This window comes from Glycomyces harbinensis, from assembly GCF_900101745.1.
Taxonomy (GTDB): Bacteria; Actinomycetota; Actinomycetes; order Mycobacteriales; family Micromonosporaceae; genus Glycomyces; species Glycomyces harbinensis.
Genome location: NZ_FNAD01000017.1, coordinates 45,448 through 65,791 on the forward strand (window position 1 = coordinate 45,448; position 20,344 = coordinate 65,791).

The 20,344-nt window shown below is 70.3% G+C and carries 19 protein-coding genes; 12 read left to right on the plus strand and 7 right to left on the minus strand.

Translation table 11 applies throughout. The features are described from left to right. Positions 1-7 precede the first annotated feature (7 nt). Entirely contained in the window at positions 8-592 is a 585-nt protein-coding gene (locus tag BLQ63_RS22335; protein WP_091039750.1) for a YqgE/AlgH family protein, read from the minus strand. A 260-nt stretch (positions 593-852) separates the two neighbouring features. After that, positions 853-1,704, minus strand: coding sequence for a mycothiol conjugate amidase Mca (gene mca / locus BLQ63_RS22340; RefSeq protein ID WP_091039842.1), 852 nt, complete (start codon positions 1,702-1,704; stop codon positions 853-855). Between the two features lie 215 nt (positions 1,705-1,919). On the opposite strand from mca, the gene BLQ63_RS22345 reads away from it, so the two are divergent. Beyond that, on the plus strand, positions 1,920-2,363 hold the full coding sequence (locus tag BLQ63_RS22345) for a DUF4307 domain-containing protein (protein ID WP_091039751.1): 444 nt from the start codon (positions 1,920-1,922) through the stop codon (positions 2,361-2,363). Positions 2,364-2,502: 139 nt separating this feature from the next. Then, positions 2,503-2,997: a transcription elongation factor GreA gene (gene greA / locus BLQ63_RS22350; RefSeq protein WP_091039752.1), complete on the plus strand. Its 495-nt coding sequence runs from the start codon at positions 2,503-2,505 to the stop codon at positions 2,995-2,997. 60 nt (positions 2,998-3,057) lie between these two features. On the opposite strand, the gene BLQ63_RS22355 is transcribed toward greA, so the two are convergent. Further along, positions 3,058-4,332 carry an ABC transporter ATP-binding protein gene (locus BLQ63_RS22355; protein ID WP_091039753.1) on the minus strand — a complete coding sequence of 425 codons (1,275 nt, stop codon included), beginning with the start codon at positions 4,330-4,332 and terminating at the stop codon, positions 3,058-3,060. 354 nt (positions 4,333-4,686) lie between these two features. Between BLQ63_RS22355 and ilvA the strand changes: the two genes are divergently transcribed. From ilvA to BLQ63_RS22380, 5 genes are all read left to right on the plus strand, one after another. After that, positions 4,687-5,901 (plus strand): threonine ammonia-lyase, encoded by a 1,215-nt coding sequence (ilvA, locus tag BLQ63_RS22360; RefSeq protein ID WP_091039754.1) that lies wholly within the window; start codon positions 4,687-4,689, stop codon positions 5,899-5,901. Between the two features lie 3 nt (positions 5,902-5,904). Beyond that, positions 5,905-6,594: a uracil-DNA glycosylase gene (locus BLQ63_RS22365; protein ID WP_091039755.1), complete on the plus strand. Its 690-nt coding sequence runs from the start codon at positions 5,905-5,907 to the stop codon at positions 6,592-6,594. Positions 6,595-6,617: 23 nt separating this feature from the next. Beyond that, positions 6,618-6,839 (plus strand): hypothetical protein, encoded by a 222-nt coding sequence (locus BLQ63_RS22370; RefSeq protein ID WP_091039756.1) that lies wholly within the window; start codon positions 6,618-6,620, stop codon positions 6,837-6,839. A 9-nt stretch (positions 6,840-6,848) separates the two neighbouring features. Continuing rightward, positions 6,849-7,130, plus strand: a complete 282-nt coding sequence (locus BLQ63_RS22375; protein WP_218125434.1) for a hypothetical protein — start codon at positions 6,849-6,851, stop codon at positions 7,128-7,130. Positions 7,131-7,271: 141 nt separating this feature from the next. Then, positions 7,272-8,060, plus strand: coding sequence for an alpha/beta hydrolase (locus tag BLQ63_RS22380; protein WP_091039844.1), 789 nt, complete (start codon positions 7,272-7,274; stop codon positions 8,058-8,060). A gap of 258 nt (positions 8,061-8,318) precedes the next feature. Here the strand turns inward: BLQ63_RS22380 and BLQ63_RS22385 are convergent, their stop codons facing one another. Next, positions 8,319-9,632 (minus strand): protein kinase domain-containing protein, encoded by a 1,314-nt coding sequence (locus BLQ63_RS22385; RefSeq protein WP_091039757.1) that lies wholly within the window; start codon positions 9,630-9,632, stop codon positions 8,319-8,321. A 335-nt stretch (positions 9,633-9,967) separates the two neighbouring features. On the opposite strand from BLQ63_RS22385, the gene chvE reads away from it, so the two are divergent. The 3 genes from chvE to mmsB all read left to right on the plus strand — a co-directional run bounded on the left by chvE (position 9,968) and on the right by mmsB (position 14,003). Continuing rightward, a complete protein-coding gene (gene chvE, locus BLQ63_RS22390) occupies positions 9,968-11,053 on the plus strand; it encodes a multiple monosaccharide ABC transporter substrate-binding protein (protein WP_091039758.1) in 1,086 nt (361 codons plus the stop codon). Between the two features lie 101 nt (positions 11,054-11,154). After that, positions 11,155-12,708: a multiple monosaccharide ABC transporter ATP-binding protein gene (gene mmsA, locus BLQ63_RS22395; protein WP_091039759.1), complete on the plus strand. Its 1,554-nt coding sequence runs from the start codon at positions 11,155-11,157 to the stop codon at positions 12,706-12,708. Beyond that, positions 12,705-14,003: a multiple monosaccharide ABC transporter permease gene (gene mmsB, locus BLQ63_RS22400; RefSeq protein ID WP_091039760.1), complete on the plus strand. Its 1,299-nt coding sequence runs from the start codon at positions 12,705-12,707 to the stop codon at positions 14,001-14,003. Before mmsA ends, mmsB begins: the two co-directional genes overlap by 4 nt. Before the next feature lie 304 nt (positions 14,004-14,307). Here the strand turns inward: mmsB and BLQ63_RS22405 are convergent, their stop codons facing one another. The 3 genes from BLQ63_RS22405 to mce form a co-directional block, all read right to left on the minus strand. Then, positions 14,308-16,104, minus strand: a complete 1,797-nt coding sequence (locus tag BLQ63_RS22405) for a DivIVA domain-containing protein (RefSeq protein ID WP_177155063.1) — start codon at positions 16,102-16,104, stop codon at positions 14,308-14,310. A gap of 175 nt (positions 16,105-16,279) precedes the next feature. Further along, positions 16,280-17,479, minus strand: a complete 1,200-nt coding sequence (locus BLQ63_RS22410; protein ID WP_091039762.1) for a coiled-coil domain-containing protein — start codon at positions 17,477-17,479, stop codon at positions 16,280-16,282. Between the two features lie 228 nt (positions 17,480-17,707). Beyond that, positions 17,708-18,136 (minus strand): methylmalonyl-CoA epimerase, encoded by a 429-nt coding sequence (mce, locus tag BLQ63_RS22415; protein ID WP_091039763.1) that lies wholly within the window; start codon positions 18,134-18,136, stop codon positions 17,708-17,710. Between the two features lie 33 nt (positions 18,137-18,169). On the opposite strand from mce, the gene BLQ63_RS22420 reads away from it, so the two are divergent. Both BLQ63_RS22420 and meaB read left to right on the plus strand, forming a co-directional pair. Further along, entirely contained in the window at positions 18,170-19,327 is a 1,158-nt protein-coding gene (locus BLQ63_RS22420) for an acetyl-CoA C-acyltransferase (RefSeq protein ID WP_091039764.1), read from the plus strand. After that, positions 19,327-20,253: a methylmalonyl Co-A mutase-associated GTPase MeaB gene (gene meaB, locus BLQ63_RS22425; RefSeq protein WP_091039765.1), complete on the plus strand. Its 927-nt coding sequence runs from the start codon at positions 19,327-19,329 to the stop codon at positions 20,251-20,253. The genes BLQ63_RS22420 and meaB overlap by 1 nt, the downstream gene beginning before the upstream one ends. The last annotated feature ends 91 nt before the right edge of the window (positions 20,254-20,344 follow it).

Genomic DNA, 20,344 nt, shown 5'->3' on the forward strand with positions numbered 1-20,344 from the left:
GGGGGTCCTAGTTCATGGCGGGGTCGGCGGGGAAGTGCGCCACCGCCGAGAGCATGCCGCCCTGGCGCTTCCACACCATCGACCACAGCTCTTCGGGGTTGGCCGAGAACGGGTCGGCCGGGAGGGCGTCGAAGACCATCCAGGCGCCCGCGTCGATCTCCGCCTCCAGCTGACCCGGCGCCCAGCCGGCGTACCCGGTGAAGACCCGCATCCCCTCCAGCAGGGGCGCGACGTCGTCGGGCTCCCGCGAGAGGTCGAGGGTCCCCAGGCGCCCGAGCACCGGCCGGAACGCTTCGGAGAACGGCGCGTCGGCCTTCCTCCAGCCCAGCCCGATCGCCGCGTCCGGTTGGACCGGCCCGCCCTCGAACAGGACCGCGGGGTCGCCCGCGAGCTCCGCCCACTGGTCGAGGTAGTGGGCGACGCGGCGCTCGGTGGCGCGGTTGAGGACCACGCCGAGGACTCCGTCGGACTCGTGCCCGACCCCGATGACGACGGTGCGGTCGAAGTTGGGGTCCTGCAGCGTGGGAGTGGCGACGAGGAGACTGCCGACGAACGACTTGGTTCGCGCCGGCGACGTTTCGCGACTGACCATGGCTCCACCTCCGTTCTGCGCCCGCCTCCGCTGGAGTCCCGGGACCGGATCAGGCCCGGTTCTCCCGGCACGGTAACCCGCGGGAGCGCGCTTGCAGCAAGGTTCTCGCACTTTCCGAAGAATTACACCGTGGTGTCGGGAGCCCGACAGTTGTTTCCTCACGGAGGGTGCGCGAACCCCGACGATACGGCACGGCCGCCATCGTCGCAAGTGGAGAGAGTGGTCAGTGGGTCGGTTGTGGCCCTTGGGAAACGAGGTGTCTAGCGCAGTCCAGCGAAGAGGTCGTCTTCCGGCAGGGGCGTTTCGATCTTCGAGGCCACGAGTTCGTAGTCCTCAGTCGGCCAAGCCTTCTGCTGGATCTCGCGCGGCACGGCGAACCAGAACCCGTCGGGGTCGACCTGGGTCGCGTGGGCCTTGAGGGCCGCGTCGCGGATGTCGAAGTACTCGGCGCACTCGACGCGGGTGGTGACGCGCTCGCCCTTGTCGCGGGTCCAGTCGCCCGCGTCCATCCAGTCCTTGTAGGGCGAGTCGAGTCCGGCGTCGACCATCGCGTAGTGCAGGGCCTCGATGCGGGCCTTGCCGAACGAGTGGTTGTAGTACAGCTTCAGCGGCTGCCACGGCTCGCCCAGCCCGGGGTACCGCTCGGGGTCGCCCGCGGCGCCGAAGGCCTCGACCGACACCTCGTGGGTCTTGACGTGGTCGGGGTGCGGGTAGCCGCCCTCCTCGTCGTAGGTGGTGACCACGTGCGGCTTGAACGACCGGATGATCTCCACGAGCGGCGCGGCGGCCTCCTCGCGGGGCACCAGGTAGAAGGCGTCCTCGGGCAGCGCGATGCCGGAGTCGGGCAGCCAGCCGTCGGGGAGCCCCGAGTCGGTGAAGCCGAGCCAGTGCTGCTCGACGCCGAGGATCTCCCGCGCGCGGGCCATCTCCTCGCTGCGGATGCGCGGCAGGTTCGCCTGCACCTCGGGGCGGTCCATCTTCGGGTTGAGCACGTCGCCGCGCTCACCGCCGGTGCAGGTGACGACGAGGACCTCGATGCCCTCGCGCACGTAGCGCGCCATCGTCCCCGCGCCCTTGCTGGACTCGTCGTCGGGGTGGGCGTGCACGCACATCAGGCGCAGCTTGCTGGACGGATTCGTCACGTCGGTCGACCTCACTGGCGGGTGTTCTACGGAAGGCTCGGCGCACTCGAACCGACTCGCGCACCGCGATAGTTGTCGGCTCTGGCATTCTGTGCAACGATACTCGATAATCATTACTTCCCGGTTCTTCCCGGAACCCGGGTTCACGGCGGTGAAACCGCTGTTCGCACACGGAAAGCGCGGCAATGACTGAGACGCAGACCACGGAAGGGCGCGTGCCTGAAACGGCCGACGTGACCTTTCCCGACGGTCGCTACGGTCGCCGCCGCGCTCCCCGCCGCCGCCGCCCCGCGGTGACGGCGGTGCTCCTCGTGGGCGTCGTCGCGGCCGGTCTGTTCGCGGCCTGGCGCCTCTCCGAACTGTACGGCCAGAACGAGGTCTCCGAGCGGCTGCTCGGTTACGACGACAGCGTCGCCGGGCAGGTCGACATCACCTTCGAGGTCTACAAGCCGGCCGGCGAGGGCGCCACGTGCGCCGTCCGGTCGCGCGACCTGGCCGGCGCCGAGATCGGCTACGCCGAGGTCGCCATCCCGGCCGACGGGTCCACCCGCGTCGAGATGACGTACACCCTCTCGGTAGAGGGAGAACCCAATACCGGCGAGATCCTGAGGTGTTGGCAGCCGGACTGAACAACGACTTTCGGCCCGTCGCACCGCGTTCCGGTCGGCGGGCCTTTCGCTATCCGGGACCCGACCCGGGCGGCGGCGCATCGGCTTTCTCACTGAGGCAGGACCTCACAGCACGGATCGCACTATTCGGAGGATAAACATGGCTACCGACGCTAACCAGGGCACTTGGCTGACCCAGGAGGCCTACGACCGCCTCAAGGGCGAGCTGGACGAGCTCATCGCGAACCGTCCGGTGATGGCCGCCGAGATCAACGCCCGCCGCGAGGAGGGCGACCTCAAGGAGAACGGCGGCTACCACGCCGCGCGCGACGAGCAGGGCAAGCAGGAGGGGCGCATCCGCCAGCTCCAGGACCTGCTGCGGAACGCGAAGGTGGGCGAGGCGAAGGAGAGCGACAAGATCCAGATCGGCACCGTCGTCACCATCGCCTTCGACGGCGACCCCGACGACACCGAGAAGTTCCTGCTCGGCTCCCGCGAGATCGGCGCGACCACCGACCTCACCGTCTACAGCCCCGACTCCGCGCTGGGCGGGGCCATCCTCGGCTCGAAGGTCGGCGACACCGTCTCCTACAAGACCCCCAAGGGCGCCGAGCTGTCGGTCAAGGTCGTCGAGACCGAGAAGTTCCTCGGCTGAGGCGAACCGCACGCGTCGCCGCGGGGTCCTCTCACGAGGGCCCCGCGGCGTTTCGCGCGTCTACGCCCGGGAGGTCCAGCCGACGTCGATGCGCTTGCCGTACTTGTCGAAGTAGTGCAGCGCGTCCATGTGCACCGCGACCGTGATCGGCTGGCCGGCCGAGACGGGGATGTGCGGGGGGAGCCGGAAGACCAGGTCGGCGGGCTTGCGGATCGGCCCGTTGTCGGTCTCGCGGCGCTCGACGGCGGCCTGCCCGAAGCCCGAGAACAGCCCGCCCAGGCGCCGGCGCGGCTTCGAGCCGCCCCGGGCGAGGTCGGGCTTGTCGCCGATGCCGTCGGGCACCACCGCGGTCGCGCCGATGTCGAGGAAGACGAGCGTCTCGTGGCCGTGGTGCTCGTAGAAGCGCACGCGGCCCTGGATCGACTGGCCCGGGTGGCCGTCGGCGACCGGCGCGAGCGCCTCGGCCCGCATCCCGACGACGATGTTCTCGCCGTGGTAGCGCGCCACGGCCCGGCCGCGCAGGTCGTGCCAGGGCAGCCGCAGCTCCTGGTCGCCGAAGTCCAGGGCCACATAGCGATCGAGGTAGACGTTCACGCGCGCCTCGAGCAGGTTCATGCGCGGCGTCCCCAGGAAGGCGGCCACGTACATCGTCGCGGGGCGCTCGTACACCTCGTCGGGGGTGCCCACGTCCTGGAGGACCCCCTTGCGCATCACCGCGACCCGGTCGGCCATGGTCAGCGCCTCGGTCTGGTCGTGGGTGACGTACAGGGTCGTCGCGTCGTGGCGGCGCACCAGCGAGGAGATCTCCGTGCGCAGCTCCGCGCGCAGGCCCACGTCGAGGTTCGACAGCGGCTCGTCCATGAGGAACAGCTTGGGGCGCCGCACCAGGGCGCGGCCCATGGCGACGCGCTGCTGCTGGCCGCCGGAGAGCTGGCTCGGCTTGCGGTCGACCAGGTCGGAGATGCCGAGGGCGCCGGCCATGTCGCCGACGGCGTCGGGCACGGACTGGGCGCCGTTGTTGCGGCCGAGCTTGAGGGGGAAGCCGATGTTGTCGCCGACGGACATGTGCGGGTAGAGCGCGAAGGTCTGGAAGATCATGGCCGCGTTGCGTTCGCGCGGGGGCAGGTCGTTGGCGTACTCGCCGTCGAGGAGGATCTCGCCGTCGCTGGGGGTCTCGAGTCCGGCGACCATGCGCAGCACCGTGGACTTGCCGCAGCCGGAAGGGCCGAGCAGGACGAGGAACTCGCCGTGGTTGACCTCCATGCTCAAGGAGTCCACGGCGAGGGTATCGCCGGGGAACACCTTTGAGACGTTCTTCAGCGTGACAGCAGTCACCGTTGACTCCAGGGGTTCGGGGGATGGACGGTTCGGTCGTGAGGAGGGCGGGCAATTGCCTCCGTATGGCTCGCAAGCTTCGCCATGGTTAAGGAATGACTGTTCGTAGCTTAAGCCTTCCGGTCCCACTTGGTAACGGGGGTCACCCTCTGTCGCATGAAGTGAACAGCAATTCACACTAGGTGCGACCTGGGGTTTCGGGCGCAGAGGGCGTGCCGCCCAGGGAGGTCCAAGGTCGGCATTTCGGTCTACTGCAACCGTTTTCCGACCATTCCCCCGTAGTGCCCCGGCCGCCAGCCTGGGCCGCGGTCGTCACCGTGCGCGGCCGAACGGCTCGGGCACTACGATCGAGGCGTGACGGAGCTGGTGACACTTTCCGACGTCCGGGCCGCGGCCGCCGAACTCGACGGGATCGTGCGGCGCACGCCCCTCGAACCCTCGCGCGACCCCCTCCTCGACGGGGTCCACCTCAAATGCGAGAACCTCCAGAGAGCCGGGTCCTTCAAGATCCGCGGCGCCTACATGCGCGTCTCCCGCCTCAGCGAGGCCGAACGCGAGCACGGCGTCGTCGCCGCCTCCGCGGGCAACCACGCCCAAGGCGTCGCCCTCGCCGCCTCCACCCTCGGCATCCGCTCCACCGTCTTCATGCCCGAATCCGCGCCCCTCCCGAAGGTGGCCGCCACCAAGGGATACGGCGCCGAAGTCATCCTCGGCGGACTCACCGTCGACGACGCCCTCGAGACGGCCCACCGCTTCGCCGAGAAGACCGGCGCGACCCTCATCCACCCCTTCGACCACCGCGACATCGTCGCCGGCCAGGGCACCATCGCCCTGGAGATCCTCGAGCAGCTGCCCGAGACCGCCACCATCGTCACCTCCGTCGGCGGCGGCGGCCTCATCGCCGGCATCGCCGCCGCGGCGAAGCAGCTCAAACCCGGCATCAGGCTCGTCGGCGTCCAGGCCGAAGGCGCCGCCGCCTACCCCGGCTCCCTCGTCGCCGGCCGCCCCGTGCGCCTCGACAAGATGCAGACCATCGCCGACGGCATCGCCGTCGGCCGCCCCGGCGACGTCCCCTTCGCGCACGTCGCCGCCCTCGTCGACGAGATCGTCACCGTCACCGAGGAGGACATCAGCCGCGCCCTCCTCTCCCTGCTCGAACGCAACAAGCTCGTCGTCGAGCCGGCCGGGGCCACCGCCTACGCCGCCCTCCTCAACTACTCGTTCGAATACGACGCCCCCGCCGTCGCCGTCCTCTCCGGCGGCAACATCGACCCGCTGCTGCTCATGCGGCTCATCGAACACGGCCTCGGCGCCTCCGGCCGGTTCATGCGCGCCAACCTGCGCTGCGCCGACCGCCCCGGCGCCCTCGCCTCGGTCCTGCGGCTCGTAGGCGCCTACGGCGGCAACATCGTCGACGTCAACCACCAGCGCAGCGACCCGCGCCTGAGCGTCGGCGAAGTCGCCGTCGACCTCTCGATCGAAACCCGCGGTTCCGAACACGCGGCCGAAATCGTTGCGGCGCTGCGCGACGCGGGGTATTTCGTGTCGGTGGAGGGTCCTAGCATCTGAGTCATGAACAAAACGCTTGACGAACTCATGGAACCCGGCTGGGCCAAGGCCCTCGCCCCCGTCGCCGACGACGTCACCAAGATGGGCGAGTTCCTCCGCGCCGAGGTCGCCGCCGGGCGCAAGTACCTCCCGGCCGCCGAGCACATCCTCCGGGCCTTCCAGCAGCCGTTCGACGACGTCAAGGTCATCATCGTCGGACAAGACCCCTACCCCACCCCCGGGCACGCCATCGGCCTGTCCTTCGCCGTCGCCCCCGACGTGCGCCCCCTCCCCAAGAGCCTGGTCAACATCTACAACGAGTACCGCGACGACCTCGGCTACCCCCTCCCCGCCAACGGCGACCTCACCCCCTGGGCCGAGCAAGGCGTCCTGCTGCTCAACCGCTCCCTCAGCGTCGCCCCCGGCACCCCCGCCTCGCACCGCGGCAAAGGGTGGGAATCGGTCACCGAACAGGCCATCCGCTCCCTGGTGGAACGCGGCGGCCCGACCGTCGCCATCCTCTGGGGCGCCGACGCGCGCAAGCTCAAGGACCTCCTCGGCTCGATCCCCTCGATCGAGTCCGCGCACCCCTCCCCGCTGAGCGCCCGCCGCGGCTTCTTCGGCTCCAAGCCGTTCAGCCGCGCCAACGCGCTCCTGGCCGAGCAGGGCGGTGAGCCGGTCGACTGGCGCCTCCCGGCGCTGCAAGAGGCGTAGGGCCAGCGGGATACGGTTGCGGCGTGGGTATCGAGATCCTGGCACAAGAGTTCGGGCCGGAACGCGACCAGGCCATGGCCGGGCCGCTCGGGCTGTTCGTGACCGTGTTCCTCGTCGTCGTGACGATCTTCCTCATCCGGGGAATGAACAAGCACGTCAGACGGCTGAACGAGCGGGTCGCGCGCGAAGCCGCGGCCGCCGAGGCGGGCTCCGAGCCCGCCTCGGACGACATCGCCCGCGCTTAGGCCCGACCCGTGCCGCGCAAGAACCGTCGACAGAGCGAGTCCCGTCGACCGACTTCAGGTGCCCAGGACCCGAGCCTCATCGACGGTCCCGACGGGCCCGTCCGCGTCCGCCGCATCCCCGGCGCCAACGCGGCGAAGGCCTACCGCTGCCCCGGCTGCGACCTGGAGATCCAACCGGGCACGCCCCACGTGGTCGCCTGGTCCGACGACGGTGACGGCGACGACCGCCGCCACTGGCACGCCGGCTGCTGGAACGCCCGGGACCGGCGCAAGCCCGGCCGATGGCGCTGAACCACAACTGGACACGGGCGAGGGGCGGGGCCGCAGGCCCCGCCCCTCGCCGCACTCCGGGTGCAAGGTGCGCCACAGACGGTGTCGCCCGGCGCCGATTCCGGGGATAATTCCGGCGTGACCGTCATCAGATCCGCGAGCATGCTCCCCGCCAGGCGCGAGGCGCTCACGCTCGAAACCGCCGACGGGCTACAGCTCGTCGGCGAACTCGCCCTGCCCGCCGACCGCGCGCCCGAGGCGACCCTCATCTGCGTCCACCCGCTGCCCACCCACGGCGGCATGATGGACTCGCACATCTTCCGCAAGGCCGCCTGGCGGCTGCCCGCGCTGGCGAACGCGGCCGTGCTGCGCTTCAACACCCGCGGCACCGAGTCGCAGCAGGGGAAGAGCCAGGGCGCCTTCGACAACGGCGTGGGCGAGCGCTTCGACATCGCCGCCGCGGTCGAGTACGCGGAGTTCGCCGAGCTGCCCCGGGTGTGGCTGGTCGGGTGGTCCTTCGGCACGGACCTGACGCTGAAGTACGGCCTCGAGCCGGGGGTGGAGGGCGCGGTGCTCCTCTCCCCGCCGCTGCGGTACTCCAAAGAGGAGGATCTGGAGCGGTGGGCCGAGGACGGCCGGCCGCTGCTGGCGCTCATTCCCGAGCAGGACGACTACCTGCAGTACCCCGAGGCGAAGCGGCGGTTCTCCGCCGTTCCCCAGGCGGAGGTCGTGGAGATCGAGGGCGGCGGCCACCTGTGGGTCGGCAAGGCCGAGGAGGCCTTGGACCGCATCGTGGGCCGCATCCTCCCGGAGCACGCCCCGCTGCCGACCACATGGGACGGACCGATGGAGCGGGGCGACACGTCGGCCTACGCCAACAAGACCGTTGCGGCCTTCGGCGGCTTCCTGCCGAAGCCAGGCCGAGAGGACGGCGCTCCCGAGCGCGATTAGCGGGCGGGCCTTCGGGCCCGCCTTTTCCTGAAGTCGCCTTCAGGCGCCTTAAGGCTGCATTCAGGTTCGGCCCCGCACCATGGAGACCGCGCACGAAGACATCGGGCGGGGTGAGGAGCAGGCCATGGCGGCGATGAAGGAAACGAGTCAGGGTTCGTATCGGGCGCAGCGGATGCGGGATCGGCCGGCACCGCCGCGGCCGCATCGGGACTGGTCGCGTGGGGCGCAGCGGTTCCGGCCGCGTTCGCGCGCGACGATTCAGGCGCAGTCGAGGAATTCGGCTATGGCGGCGGGAAGCGTCGCCTCGGCGCAGTCGGTGACGGCGATGAGGTTCTCGCCCTCGATGCGCCACACCCGTCGCTCGGTGGCGCCGTCGCCGTCGCCGCCCGAGCCTCCCGGATAGTCCACAGTGGCCGCGACATAGTCGCCGTCGTCGGCGCACCAGCTCTCGACGATCGTGCCCTCGTCCAATTGCTCGTCGATCCGCCCGCCGAGTACGGCCGGGTCGGTGCACACGGTTCCGGTGCTCTCGGGATTGGTCGCCGCATACGTCGCCAGCGCGGCGCCGCCGAGGAGCGCTCCCGTCAGTGCGACGCCGGCGGTGGCGGTGGCGATCGACCGCAGGCGCGGTCGCAGGCCGATGCGCTCGCGGCTGGGCCGGTAGGGCGCCAGTTCGGTCGAGACGGCGACGGTCACGGGCCGCAGGCCGCGTCGGGGGAGGAGCCCGGCGGCGACGGTGTCGGGGCGCAGGCCGGGGGCCATCGGTCCCGCGAGCGGTAGGCGGGTGAGCTGTTCGCGGAGGGTGTCGGCGGTGGGGCGGCGCCGTGGGTCGGGGCTGAGGGCGGCGCCGATGAAGTCGGTGAGCTCGGAGTCGACGCCGGGCACGTGGGGCACCGGGGCGGCGCGCAGGAGGGGGTCGGCGGCGTCCTCTCGGGCGTGGCGCACCCAGGGGAGCCGGCCGCCCAGGGCCGCGTAGAGGGCCGTGGCGAGGGCGTAGACGTCCCCCGCGGGGCTGGCGGCCACCTCGCCCGCTACGGCGGCGTCGAGGTGCTCAGGGGCGGTGTAGGGGGAGGGGGGGAGGGGGGCGGCCAGGACGGGGGCGGTGACGTCGTAGGCGGTGAGCTGGAGGTGGTGGCCGGAGCCGACGAGGATGTGGGAGGGCTGGATCGCGCCGTGGATGAGGCCGGCCCGGTGGTAGACGGCGACGGCGTCGCTCAGGGCCACGCCGAGGGCGCGCACCTGCCCGGGGGGCATGGGGCCCTGCTCGGCGAGGAGGTCGGCCAGGGTGCGGCGCGCGGTGCCGACGGCGAGGTAGGGGCGTCCGTTCTCGGTGAGCCCGACGGCTGAACAGGGTGACAGATGGGGGTGGGCGGCGAGGCCGGTGAGCTTCGCGGCCCATTCGAGGAAGACTTCGCGCCGGGAGCCGTCGACGCGCTCATGGGCGACGGTGACGCACAGGAGGTCGGTGGGCCCGGTGGCGACGGTGCCGCTGAAGACGCTGCACACCGTGTCCCGGTGCAGTAAACGGTGGACGGTTGCTGGTCCGACCGTGGTCGTGTTCGTGTTCGACATCCTCACCTCCTCAGGGGGTCAGCTGTTCGGTGTCGTGATTTGGCACTAAATGTGAGGCTATCCCATCCGAACGGTCGAGTGGTAGTCGGCCGCAGGGATGTGGCACGAACGGGTGATCGTTTATGTACCCTTAGTTATTTCCGTTGAGGCACCGGGTGTCCGATGTGCCCTGAGAGATCATTGTGTCGGAATTCTACGAACTTGAAAAGCAACGATTCGGACACGAGACACCGCCGCTGTTGACGGTTGTGGAAAAACGTTGAACTATCGAATCCGTCTTGACCCCAGGGCGACGTCGGTCATGCACTGATGACGCCCGGTACGAAGGAGTACTAATGAACGTCAACCGACGTCACTTGATGACCGGGACCATCGGCGCCGCAGCGGTGGCCATGATCGCGTCCGCCTGCGCCTCCGAGGACGAGGGCGGCGGCTCGGGCTCGGGCAAGAAGGTCGGCATCGCGATGCCCACGAAGACCTCCGAGCGCTGGATCCTCGACGGTGACAACCTGAAGGCCTCGTTCGAGGACGAAGGCTACGAAGTCACCCTCCAGTACGCGAACGACGTCGCCGCCGACCAGGTCAGCCAGATCGAGACCATGGTCGGCCAGAACGTGGACGTGCTCGTCATCGCCGCGATCGACAACAAGTCGCTCAGCGGCGTCCTGGCCCAGGCCAAGGACCAGGACATCACGGTCATCGCGTACGACCGCCTCATCCTGGACACCCCGGACGTCGACTACTACGCCAGCTTCGACAACACCAAGGTCGGCACCCTGCAGGGCACCTACCTCGTCGAGGCGCTCGACCTCGCCAACCAGGCCGGTCCCTTCAACATCGAGCTCTTCGCGGGCGCGTTGACCGATAACAACGCCCCGTACTTCTTCAACGGCGCCTGGGCCGTCCTGGAGCCCTTCGTCACCGAGGGCAAGCTGGTCGTCAAGTCCGGCCAGACCACGCTGGAGCAGGTCGCCACGGAGAACTGGGACGGCGCCATCGCGCAGGAGCGCATGGACAACATCCTGTCGAACTTCTACAACGACGGCTCCGTCGTCGACGCGGTGCTCTCGCCCTTCGACGGCATCAGCCGCGGCATCATCGCCTCGCTCCAGGGCTCCGGCTACACCACGATGCCCGTGATCACCGGCCAGGACGCCGAGCTCGAATCGGTCAAGTACATCATCAGCGGCCTGCAGGCCATGACCGTCTACAAGGACACCCGCCTGCTCGCCGACACCACGGTCGACATGGTCCTGGCGGTCCTCGACGGTAAGACCCCCGACATCAACGACGAGGACACCTACGACAACGGCGACCACGTCATTCCCGCGTTCCTCCTGGAGCCGGTCAGCGTGGACGTGACCAACTACGAGGTGGAGCTCATCGACTCCGGCTACATCGACGCCGCCGACCTCGGCTAGCAACGGTTCGTCAGACCCTTCCCTCGGGGACGCCCTGCCCGCCATGGGCGTCCCCGAACCTCTCTCCAGAGCAGTCCAATCGGTTCAAATAGGACAAAGCCATGTCTGAAGACATCCTCCGAATGCGGGGGATCACCAAGCGATTCCCGGGCGTGCTCGCACTGTCCGGGGTCGAATTGGGGGTCAAGCGGGCCACGATCCACGCACTCGTCGGCGAGAACGGCGCCGGCAAGTCGACGCTGATGAAGATCCTGTCGGGCGTCTACGCCCACGGCGACTTCGACGGCGAGATCGAGTTCGACGGCAAGCCCGCCCAGTTCCGCAACATCCGTGACTCCGAAGCCGCCGGCGTCGTGATCATCCACCAGGAGCTCGCCCTCGTCGGCGAACTCTCCATCGCCGAGAACATCTTCCTCGGCAACGAGCGCAAGCGCGGCGGCGTCATCTCATGGAGCCGCACCAACACCGAGGCCGCCCGCCTCATGCAGAAGGTCGGCCTCCACGACAACCCGGCCACGCTGGTCGAGAAGATCGGCGTCGGCAAGCAGCAGCTCGTCGAGATCGCCAAGGCCCTGTCCAAGAGCGTCAAGCTCCTGATCCTGGACGAGCCGACCGCCGCGCTCAACGACACCGACTCCGAGAACCTCCTGGAACTGCTCCGCCAGCTCCGCGAGGAGGGCGTCACCAGCATCATCATCTCCCACAAGCTGGGCGAGGTCCTGTCGGTGGCCGACCGGATCACCGTGCTGCGCGACGGCCAGTCGATCGAGACGCTCGAGACCGACAACGGCGCCGTCACCGAGGACCGGCTCATCAAGTCGATGGTCGGCCGCGACCTCGAACACCTGTACCCGCCGCACGAGCCGAAGATCGGCAAGGTCTTCTTCGAGGTCAAGGACTGGACCGTCCACCACCCCGAGCAGCGCGAGCGGGTCATCGTCAACAACGCGGCCCTCAACGTCGCGCGCGGCGAGATCGTCGGCCTCGCCGGGCTCATGGGCGCCGGACGCACCGAGTTCGCCATGAGCGTCTTCGGCCGCAGCTGGGGCTCGAACATCTCCGGCCGCGCCGAGATCGACGGGAAGCGCCTGCACCTGCGCAACGTCCCCGAGGCGATCGAGGCCGGCCTCGCCTACGCCACCGAGGACCGCAAGCACTACGGCCTGCACCTCGACTACGACCTGCGGGAGAACTTCACCCTGCCCGGTCTGCACAAGGTCTCCAAGCGCGGCGTCGTCGACCAGGACAAGGTCAACTCGGTCTCCGAGCGCCTGCGCAAGGAGTTCGGCGTCAAGGCCCCGTCCGTCTACTCGCTCGCCGGGAACCTCTCCGGCGGCAACCAGCAGAAGATCGTGCTCGGGAAGTGGGTCTTCACCGAACCCGAGCTGCTCATCCTCGACGAGCCGACCCGAGGCATCGACGTCGGCGCCAAGTACGAGATCTACGAGCTGATCCACAAGCTGGTGGACCAGGGCAAGGGGGTCCTCATGATCTCCTCCGAACTGCCCGAGCTGCTCGGCATGTGCGACCGCATCTACGCGATGAGCGCCGGGCACATCACCGGTCAGGTCGACCGGGCCAATGCGACACAGGAAGAGCTGATGCGTCTCATGACCCTTGAGACCGCCAGCGGGGGAGAAGAGCAACGCCAATGACCACCGTCCCGACCAAGTCTCGCCCGAGCCTGATCTCGGCGCTGCGCAACATCAACCTGCGCGCCTACGGCATGATCATCGCCCTGGTGCTGATCATGATCCTGTTCCAGGTGCTCAACGTGAGCCTCCAGAACGAGAACTTCATCACGCCGCTGAACATCACGAACGTGATCCTGCAGAACTCGTACATCCTGATCCTCGCGATCGGGATGATGCTGGTGATCGTCAACGGCCACATCGACCTGTCCGTCGGGTCGGTGCTCGCGTTCTGCGGCGCCATGTCCGCCATCGCGCTCTCGGACTGGAACTGGCCCTGGTACGCCGCGGTGCTGTTCGCCGTCGGCCTGGGCGCCCTCATCGGCGTCTGGCAGGCGTTCTGGATCGCCTACGTGCGTATCCCGGCGTTCATCGTGACGCTGGCCGGCATGCTCATCTTCCGCGGCCTGACCCTCAAGGTCCTGGGCGCGGAGACCAAGGGCACCAACGGCACGTTCAACGAGCTGGCCTCCGGCTACCACTTCCTCGGCGTGGACCTGCAGATGCCGACCCTCGTGGTCGGGGTCGTCGGCGCGGCGCTGTTCGTGTTCTTCTCGGTGCGCAGCCGCACCCGCCAGGTCAAGGCCGGCATCGCGGGCTCCTCGCAGGTCGCGTGGCTGATCAGGACCGTCGCGATCGCCGCCGTGGTGCTGCTGGCCGCGTACACGTTCTACTCCTACAAGGGCCTGCCGATCATCGGCTGGATCCTGCTGGGCCTGGTCCTGCTGTTCACGTTCATCGCGAACCGCACCGTCTTCGGCCGCCACATCTACGCGGGCGGCGGCAACGAGAAGGCCGCGCTGCTCTCGGGCGTCAAGACCAAGCAGACCACCTTCTGGGTCTTCGTGATCATGGGCGCGCTGGCCGGCCTGGCCGGCGTCATCGTCACCGCCCGCCTGCACGCGGCCACGCCGGGCGCCGGCAACGCGTTCGAGCTGAGCGCCATCGCCTCCGCGTTCATCGGCGGCGCGTCGGTCACCGGCGGCGTGGGCACCATCATCGGCGCCGTCATCGGCGGTCTGGTCATGGGCGTCATGAACCAGGGCATGCAGGTCCTGGGCATCGCGACCGACACGGTCCAGATCATCCTGGGCCTGGTCGTGCTCGCGGCCGTCCTGTTCGACGTGTGGAACAAGAAGCGCTCCACCGGCGGCGGCCTGATGCCGCCCATCGTCGGCACCACGCCGGGCGGTTCGGGCGACGCGAAGAAACCGAAGGGCGACACCGACAAGGAGCCCGCCGCGGCGAGCACCAAGTAGGTCCGGAGCCACAGGCTCCCCCGGTGGCAAGGGCCCGCAGCACCTCGTGCTGCGGGCCCTTCAGCGTCTCCTGGCGGGTCCGGGGTCCGCGTATACCGTCCCTACCCCCCACCCACCCGGGGAACGGTAGGTGCGATCCTCCCGCGCGGGTGCGACAGGAACGCCGCTCCGCCCCCGCGGTGTCACCCGAACGGGGTCAGGGGACCGGGCGGAGCGGGTCCGGATGCGCGGCGGGCCCGGGACGAAGCGAGGGCCCGGTGCGATCGCACCGGGCCCTCGGCGTCCGTCTGTCGCCGGTCCGTCCCTACGAGGAGGACACCTTCTCGGCGGCTTCGCTGTTCTGCTTGCCGCCGCTCTGGGTCCGCTTGCGGGCGGCGGCCGGCTTGTTCACCGCGGTGTCCTGCGCGGGCGCCTCAGCGTCCGCCTCGCGGCTCGCGCGGGCCTCCTCGACCAGTTTCTTGGCCTGGGCCCTCGCGGTCGCCAGGATCGCCTCGGAGTCGCGCCGCGCGGTCTGCTTGGCGGACTTCGAGAGCTCCTCGGCGCGGCGCTTGGCGTTCTCGGCCTTCTTCTCGGCCTCGGTCACGTACTGGTCGCGGTCGGACCTGATCTCCTCGGCCTTCAGGTCCGCCTCGGCCAGGATCCGCTCGGCCTCGGCCTGGGCGTCGGCCAGGAGCTTCTGGCGCTCGGCCTCGATCTCGGCCAGCTCGGCGCGGGCCTTCTCGACCTCGGCCGCGGCGTCGACCTTGGCCCGGTCGGCGCTCTCGCGCAGCCTCGCGGCGTCGGCGGCCGCCTCGGCGGTCACGCGCTCGGCCTCGGCGGCGGCCTGCTCGCGCAGCCGCTGCGTCTCGACCGCGGTCTCCTCGTTGAGGCGGCGGGCGGCGACCTCGGCGCCCTCGCGCTCCTTGCGGCTCGCGTCGGCGGCCTCCTCGCGCAGGCGCCGGGTCTCGCGCTCGGTCTCCTCGGCGAGGCGCATCGCGGCGGCCTCGGCGTTCTCGCGCGCCAGACGGGCGGCCTCGGCGGCCTCCGCCTCCAGCTTCGCGGTCTTCGCCGCGGTCTCGGCGGTGAGCCGCTCGGCCTCGGCCTCGGCCTCCTCCAGGCGGCGCTGGGCGTCCTGGCGGACCCGCTTGGCCTCGTCGACCGCCTCGGTGCGCGTGAGGGTCGCGTTGTCGGCGGCCTCGGCGCGCAGGCGGGTCGACTCGTTCTCGGCCTCGGTCCGCACGGTCTGCGCGAAGGTCTCGGTCTCCTGCTTGAACTTCTCGAGGTTCTCGACGGCCTCGGTGCGCAGGTCCCGCAGTTCCGCCTCGTGCTCGGCGCGCTTGCGCTCGGCCTCGGCGTCGGCCTCGGCCGCGATGCGGTCGGCCTTCTCGCGGGCCTCGGCGATCGCCTGGTCGGCGGCGACGGTCGCGTCGTCCTTGAGCTGCTGGGCCTCGGTCCTCAGGCGCTCGACGTGAGCGACCAGCTGCCGGGTCTGCTCGTCAGCGGCGGCCCGCTTGTTCTCGGCGTCCTGCTCGGCCTCGGCGATGAGCGACGCGGCCCGCTCCTTGGCCTGGTCCACCATCGACTGGGCCTCGCGGGCGCGCTTGTTGATCTCGGCGTCGATGATCGCGCGCCGGTCGGCCTCGGCCTTCTCGGCGGCGGCCCGGCGCGCCTTCAACGTGGTCTCGAAGTCCTTGCGGGCCTGCTCGATCTGCGCCTCGGCCTCGCGCAGCCGCTGGTCGGCGTGCTGGTGCAGGTGCTTCGTCTGGTTGTGGGCGTTGGCCTTGATCTCCTCGGCCTGCTCCTCGGCGAGGGTCAGCATGTGCTCGATGCGCACGCCGAGGTGGCGGTACGACGCGTTGTCGCCCGCAGCGCTGCGCCGTCGCAGCTCCTGGATCTGCGCCTGCAACTGCTGGATCTGGACCACGAGGCGGTCGATCTGCGCGAGCGCCTCGGCCCGCTCTCCGGCCAGCGTGTCCATCTGGAGCTGCATCTGCTGCAGGTAACGGTCGACCTGCCGTTTGTCATAGCCCCGCAATGCGGTCTCGAACCCGCGGTCGATGGGACCGGCCTCATCGAAGCCGGTCAGCAGTTCCGAGTCATCCAGTCTGTCTTCACGCGCCATACCCTCATCCTCACGTAAGCCGCGTCCCGCCACCGCCGGCAAGGGAGCCGGATGTGACGGGACGCGGCCGAAGCTGTGGTTCCTCCACCGTCGACCTACGCCTACGATCATTCTTCACTGTCGTAGGTTTCGACGGTAACGCGGATTCGCCAGGTTTACTTGTTGTCGGGTTTTTCTACTTCTCGTCGGACTGCTGCCCGAGCGCGCCGCCGAGGGCGCCGCTGACCAGTCCGCTGAGGTTGCGCAGGGTCTCCTGCACCTGGTCGCGCTTCGCGGTGAGGTCGGCCACCTTGGACTCGGCGTCCTGCGTGACGCGTTCGGCGTCCGCGTTGGCGTCGGAGAGCAGCCGCTGGGCCTCGGACTTGGCGTCGGAGACGAGCTTCTGCGCGTCGCGCTTGGCCTTGGTCGTGGTCTCCTCGGCGTAGTTGTCGGCCTCGGAGCGCTTCTCCTCGGCGCGCGTCTCGGCGGACTTGGCGCGCTCCTCGGCGTCGCGGGCGCGGTTCTCGGCGTCGGAGACGAGCTTCTGGGTCTCGGCGACGGCGCGGGTGTGGCGCTCGGACTCCTCGCGCTCGGACTTCTCCTTGCGCTCGGCCAGTTCGAGGTCGAGGGCCTGAAGGTCCTTGTCGCGCTTCTCCTTCGCCTCGGCGAAGAGCTTCGCGGCCTCGGCGCGCTTCTCCTCGGCCTCGCGGGCGGCCTTGGCGCGGAGCTGGGTGATCTCGCGGTCGGCGGTGGCGCGCAGGGTCGCGACCTCGCGCTCGACGGAGGCCTTGAGCTCGGCGACCTCGTGGCCGGTGGCGGTGCGCAGCTGCTTGGTCTCGCGCTCGGCGTCGGCGCGGAGGGTCTCGCATTCGCGGCGGGCGTTGGTCCGCAGCTCCGCGACCTCGCGCTCGACCTGCGTGCGGAGGGTGTTCGCCTCGCGCTCGGCGTTCTGCTTCAGGCTGCCGGCCTCGCCGCGGGCGGCGTCGGTGATCTCGCGCGACTCCAGGCGGGCGGCCGAGAGGATGCCCTCGGTCTCGCGCTTGGCCTCGGCGCGGTGCTCGTTCGCCTGCTCCTCGGCCAACCGCAGGATCTGCTCGACCCGGGTGCCGAGCCCGGAGAGCGTCGGGCGGGTGTTCTCCTCGAGCTGCTTCTGCTGCTCGCCGAGGCGCTGCTCGAGTCCCTGGACCCGCTGCTCGGCCTGGCGCAGACGACGCTGGGCGTCGGTCATCCGCTGCTCGGCCTCGGTGCGCTGCTGCTCGGTCTGGGTCAGTTTGGCGAGGTTCTTCTGGATGAAGTCATCCACCTGGTGCCGGTCGTAACCCCGCAACTGCACGGGGAATTCCGGCACCGATTGGTCGTTGTCGAAAAAGGTACTGCTGGAGGGCTGCTGCGACATGGACCAATACTTGCAGACGCAACCGGATCTGTCGACAGCAAGGTCAGGGGTTTATGGGCCCCGAATCACCCGTAACACTAGCCGCAAAACGGGCGAAATCCTTGAAACAACACGGAACTCGTATCGGACGTCGTTTCCGATTTGTTCACGCGTCACCCGTTGGGCGTCACCAATCCGACACTCCCGGCGCCGCCCTGCGCCGGGCCGGGAGCCGCGACCGCAAGGGCCCTAAGCGGGTTCGACCAGCTCCACCAGGACGCCCCCCGCGTCCCTCGGATGCACGAAGTTGATCTTGGAGCCCGCGGTGCCCTGGCGCGCTTCGTCATAGAGCAGGTGCGCGCCCCGCTCGCGCAGCGCCGCGGCGGCCGCCTCGACGTCCTCGACGGTGAACGCCAGCTGCTGCAGCCCCGGCCCCCTCCGGCCGAGGAAGTGCGCGATCGGCGACTCCTCGTGCAGCGGCGCGAGCAGCTGCACCTGCGCGCCGCCCTCGGGCCACGCGACCATCACCTCGACCACGCCCTGCGCCTCGTTGACCTCGCGGTGCACCGCCCTGCCGCCCAGCGCGCCCTCGTACCACTCCAGGGCCGCGTCCAGGTCCGGGACCGCGATGCCCACGTGATCGATGCGCCGCAATCCGATTCCCTCAGTGAACGTCATACGATCGAGCGTATCGACCAACGGAGGTCCGCCATGAACGACAACACCGTCATCCTCGCCGCCGCCCGGACACCCATCGGGCGTTTCAACGGCGCGCTCGCCGAGATCCCCGCCACCGACCTGGCCGGGACCGCGATCCGAGCCGCGATCGAACGGGCCGGCATCGGCCCCGAACACGTGGACCAGGTCATCCTCGGGCAGGTCCTGTCCGCCGGATGCGGCCAGAACCCCGCCCGCCAGGCCGCCGTGGCCGCCGGGCTGCCGATGCGCGTCCCCGCGCTGTCGGTCAACAAGGTCTGCCTCTCCGGGCTGACCGCCGTCGGCCTGGCCGACCAGCTCCTGCGCGGCGGCGCCGCCGACGTGATCGTCGCCGGGGGCATGGAGTCCATGAGCCGCGCCCCGCACCTGCTGCCGGGCTCGCGCCGCGGCTTCAAGTACGGCGAGGCCGTCCTGATCGACCACCTCGCCCACGACGGGCTCACCGACGCCTACGACGGCATCTCGATGGGCGAGTCCACCGAGCGCCACCTCAAGGACCGCTCGCTCACCCGCGAGCAGCAGGACGCGTTCGCCGCCGACTCGCACCAGCGGGCCGCCAAGGCCGCCGACCGCCTCGCCGAGGAGATCACCCCGGTCGAGACCCGCAAGGGCCTCATCGACGCCGACGAGGGCGTGCGGGGCGACTCGACCCCCGAGAAGCTCGGGCAGCTGCGCCCGGCCTTCACCGAGAACGGCACCATCACCGCCGCCACCGCGTCCCAGATCTCCGACGGCGCCTCCGCGCTGGTGCTGACCCGCAAGTCGCTCGCCGAGGCCAACGGCTGGGCCTGGACCGCCGAGATCCTCGCCTACGCCACCGTCGCCGGACCCGACAACTCCCTGCTCGACCAGCCTGCGAACGCGATCGCGAAGGCGCTCGGCCTCGCCGGCCTGGCCGTGTCCGACCTCGACGTGGTGGAGATGAACGAGGCGTTCGCCGCGGTCGTCCTCGCCTCGGCCGAGACCCTCGGCGTGAGCCTGGAGGCCGTCAACCCCGACGGCGGCGCGATCGCCCTCGGCCACCCGATCGGGGCCTCCGGCGCCCGCCTCGCCCAGACCCTCGCCCGCCAGCTCGCCCCCGGGCAGCTCGGCGCGGCCGGGCTGTGCGGCGGCGGCGGACAGGGCGACGCGATCATCCTCAAGGGAGCTTGATGGGCCTGCACGACATCGTGGCGGCGGCCCGGGCGGGCGACCGCCGGGCCACCGCCCGACTCCTGACCGCCGTGGAGAACCAGACGCCCGACGCTCCCGAGGTGGCGCGCCGGGTCCTGGGCGGCGACGCGCTCATCGTCGGCATCACCGGCTCGCCCGGCGTGGGCAAGTCCACGCTCGTCTCCGCGCTCATCGCGGCCTGGCGCGAGGCGGGACTGCGCGTCGCCGTGCTCGCCGTGGACCCGTCGAGCCCGTTCTCGGGCGGCGCGATCCTCGGCGACCGCGTCCGCATGGCCGACCACGCCCTCGACGAGGGCGTGTACATCCGCTCGGTCGCCACCCGCGGCCACCTCGGCGGCCTCGCGGCGACCACCGGCGCGGGCGTGCGGCTCCTCGAAGGGCTCGGCTTCGACGTGGTGATCGTCGAGACCGTCGGCGTCGGCCAGGCCGAGGTCGAGATCGCGAGCCTCGCCGACACGACGCTCCTGCTGCTCGCCCCCGGCATGGGCGACGGCATCCAGGCCGTCAAGGCCGGGGTCGTGGAGATCGCCGACGTCTACGTGGTCAACAAGGCCGACCGGCCCGGCGCCGACGGCACCGTGCGCGACCTCAAGGCCATGATGAGCCTCGTCCGGCGCGAACCCGGCGAGTGGCGACAGCCCGTGTGCACCACGGTCGCCTCCGAGGCGAAGGGGATCGACGAGCTCGTCGCCGCGATCGGCAAGCACCGCGACTGGCTCGCCGGGGGCGACCACCTCGCCCTCAAGCGCCGGAGGCGGGCGGCCGCGGAGATCCGCGCCCGCGTCGAGGCGGCGCTGCGCGAGCGCTACCGGGTGACCGAGGAGCTGGCGGAGGCGGTCGCGAACGGCGAGACGGACGTGGCCTCGGCCGCCGAGAGGGTGCTCCGCGGCGACGGCGACGCGTAGCCCGCACGGTTCGCCGGGGGCCCCGGCGAGCCGTGAACTTGAGCGAGCCGACACCCCGTAAACCGCTTCGCCTTCGCCGCAGGTGGCTCCG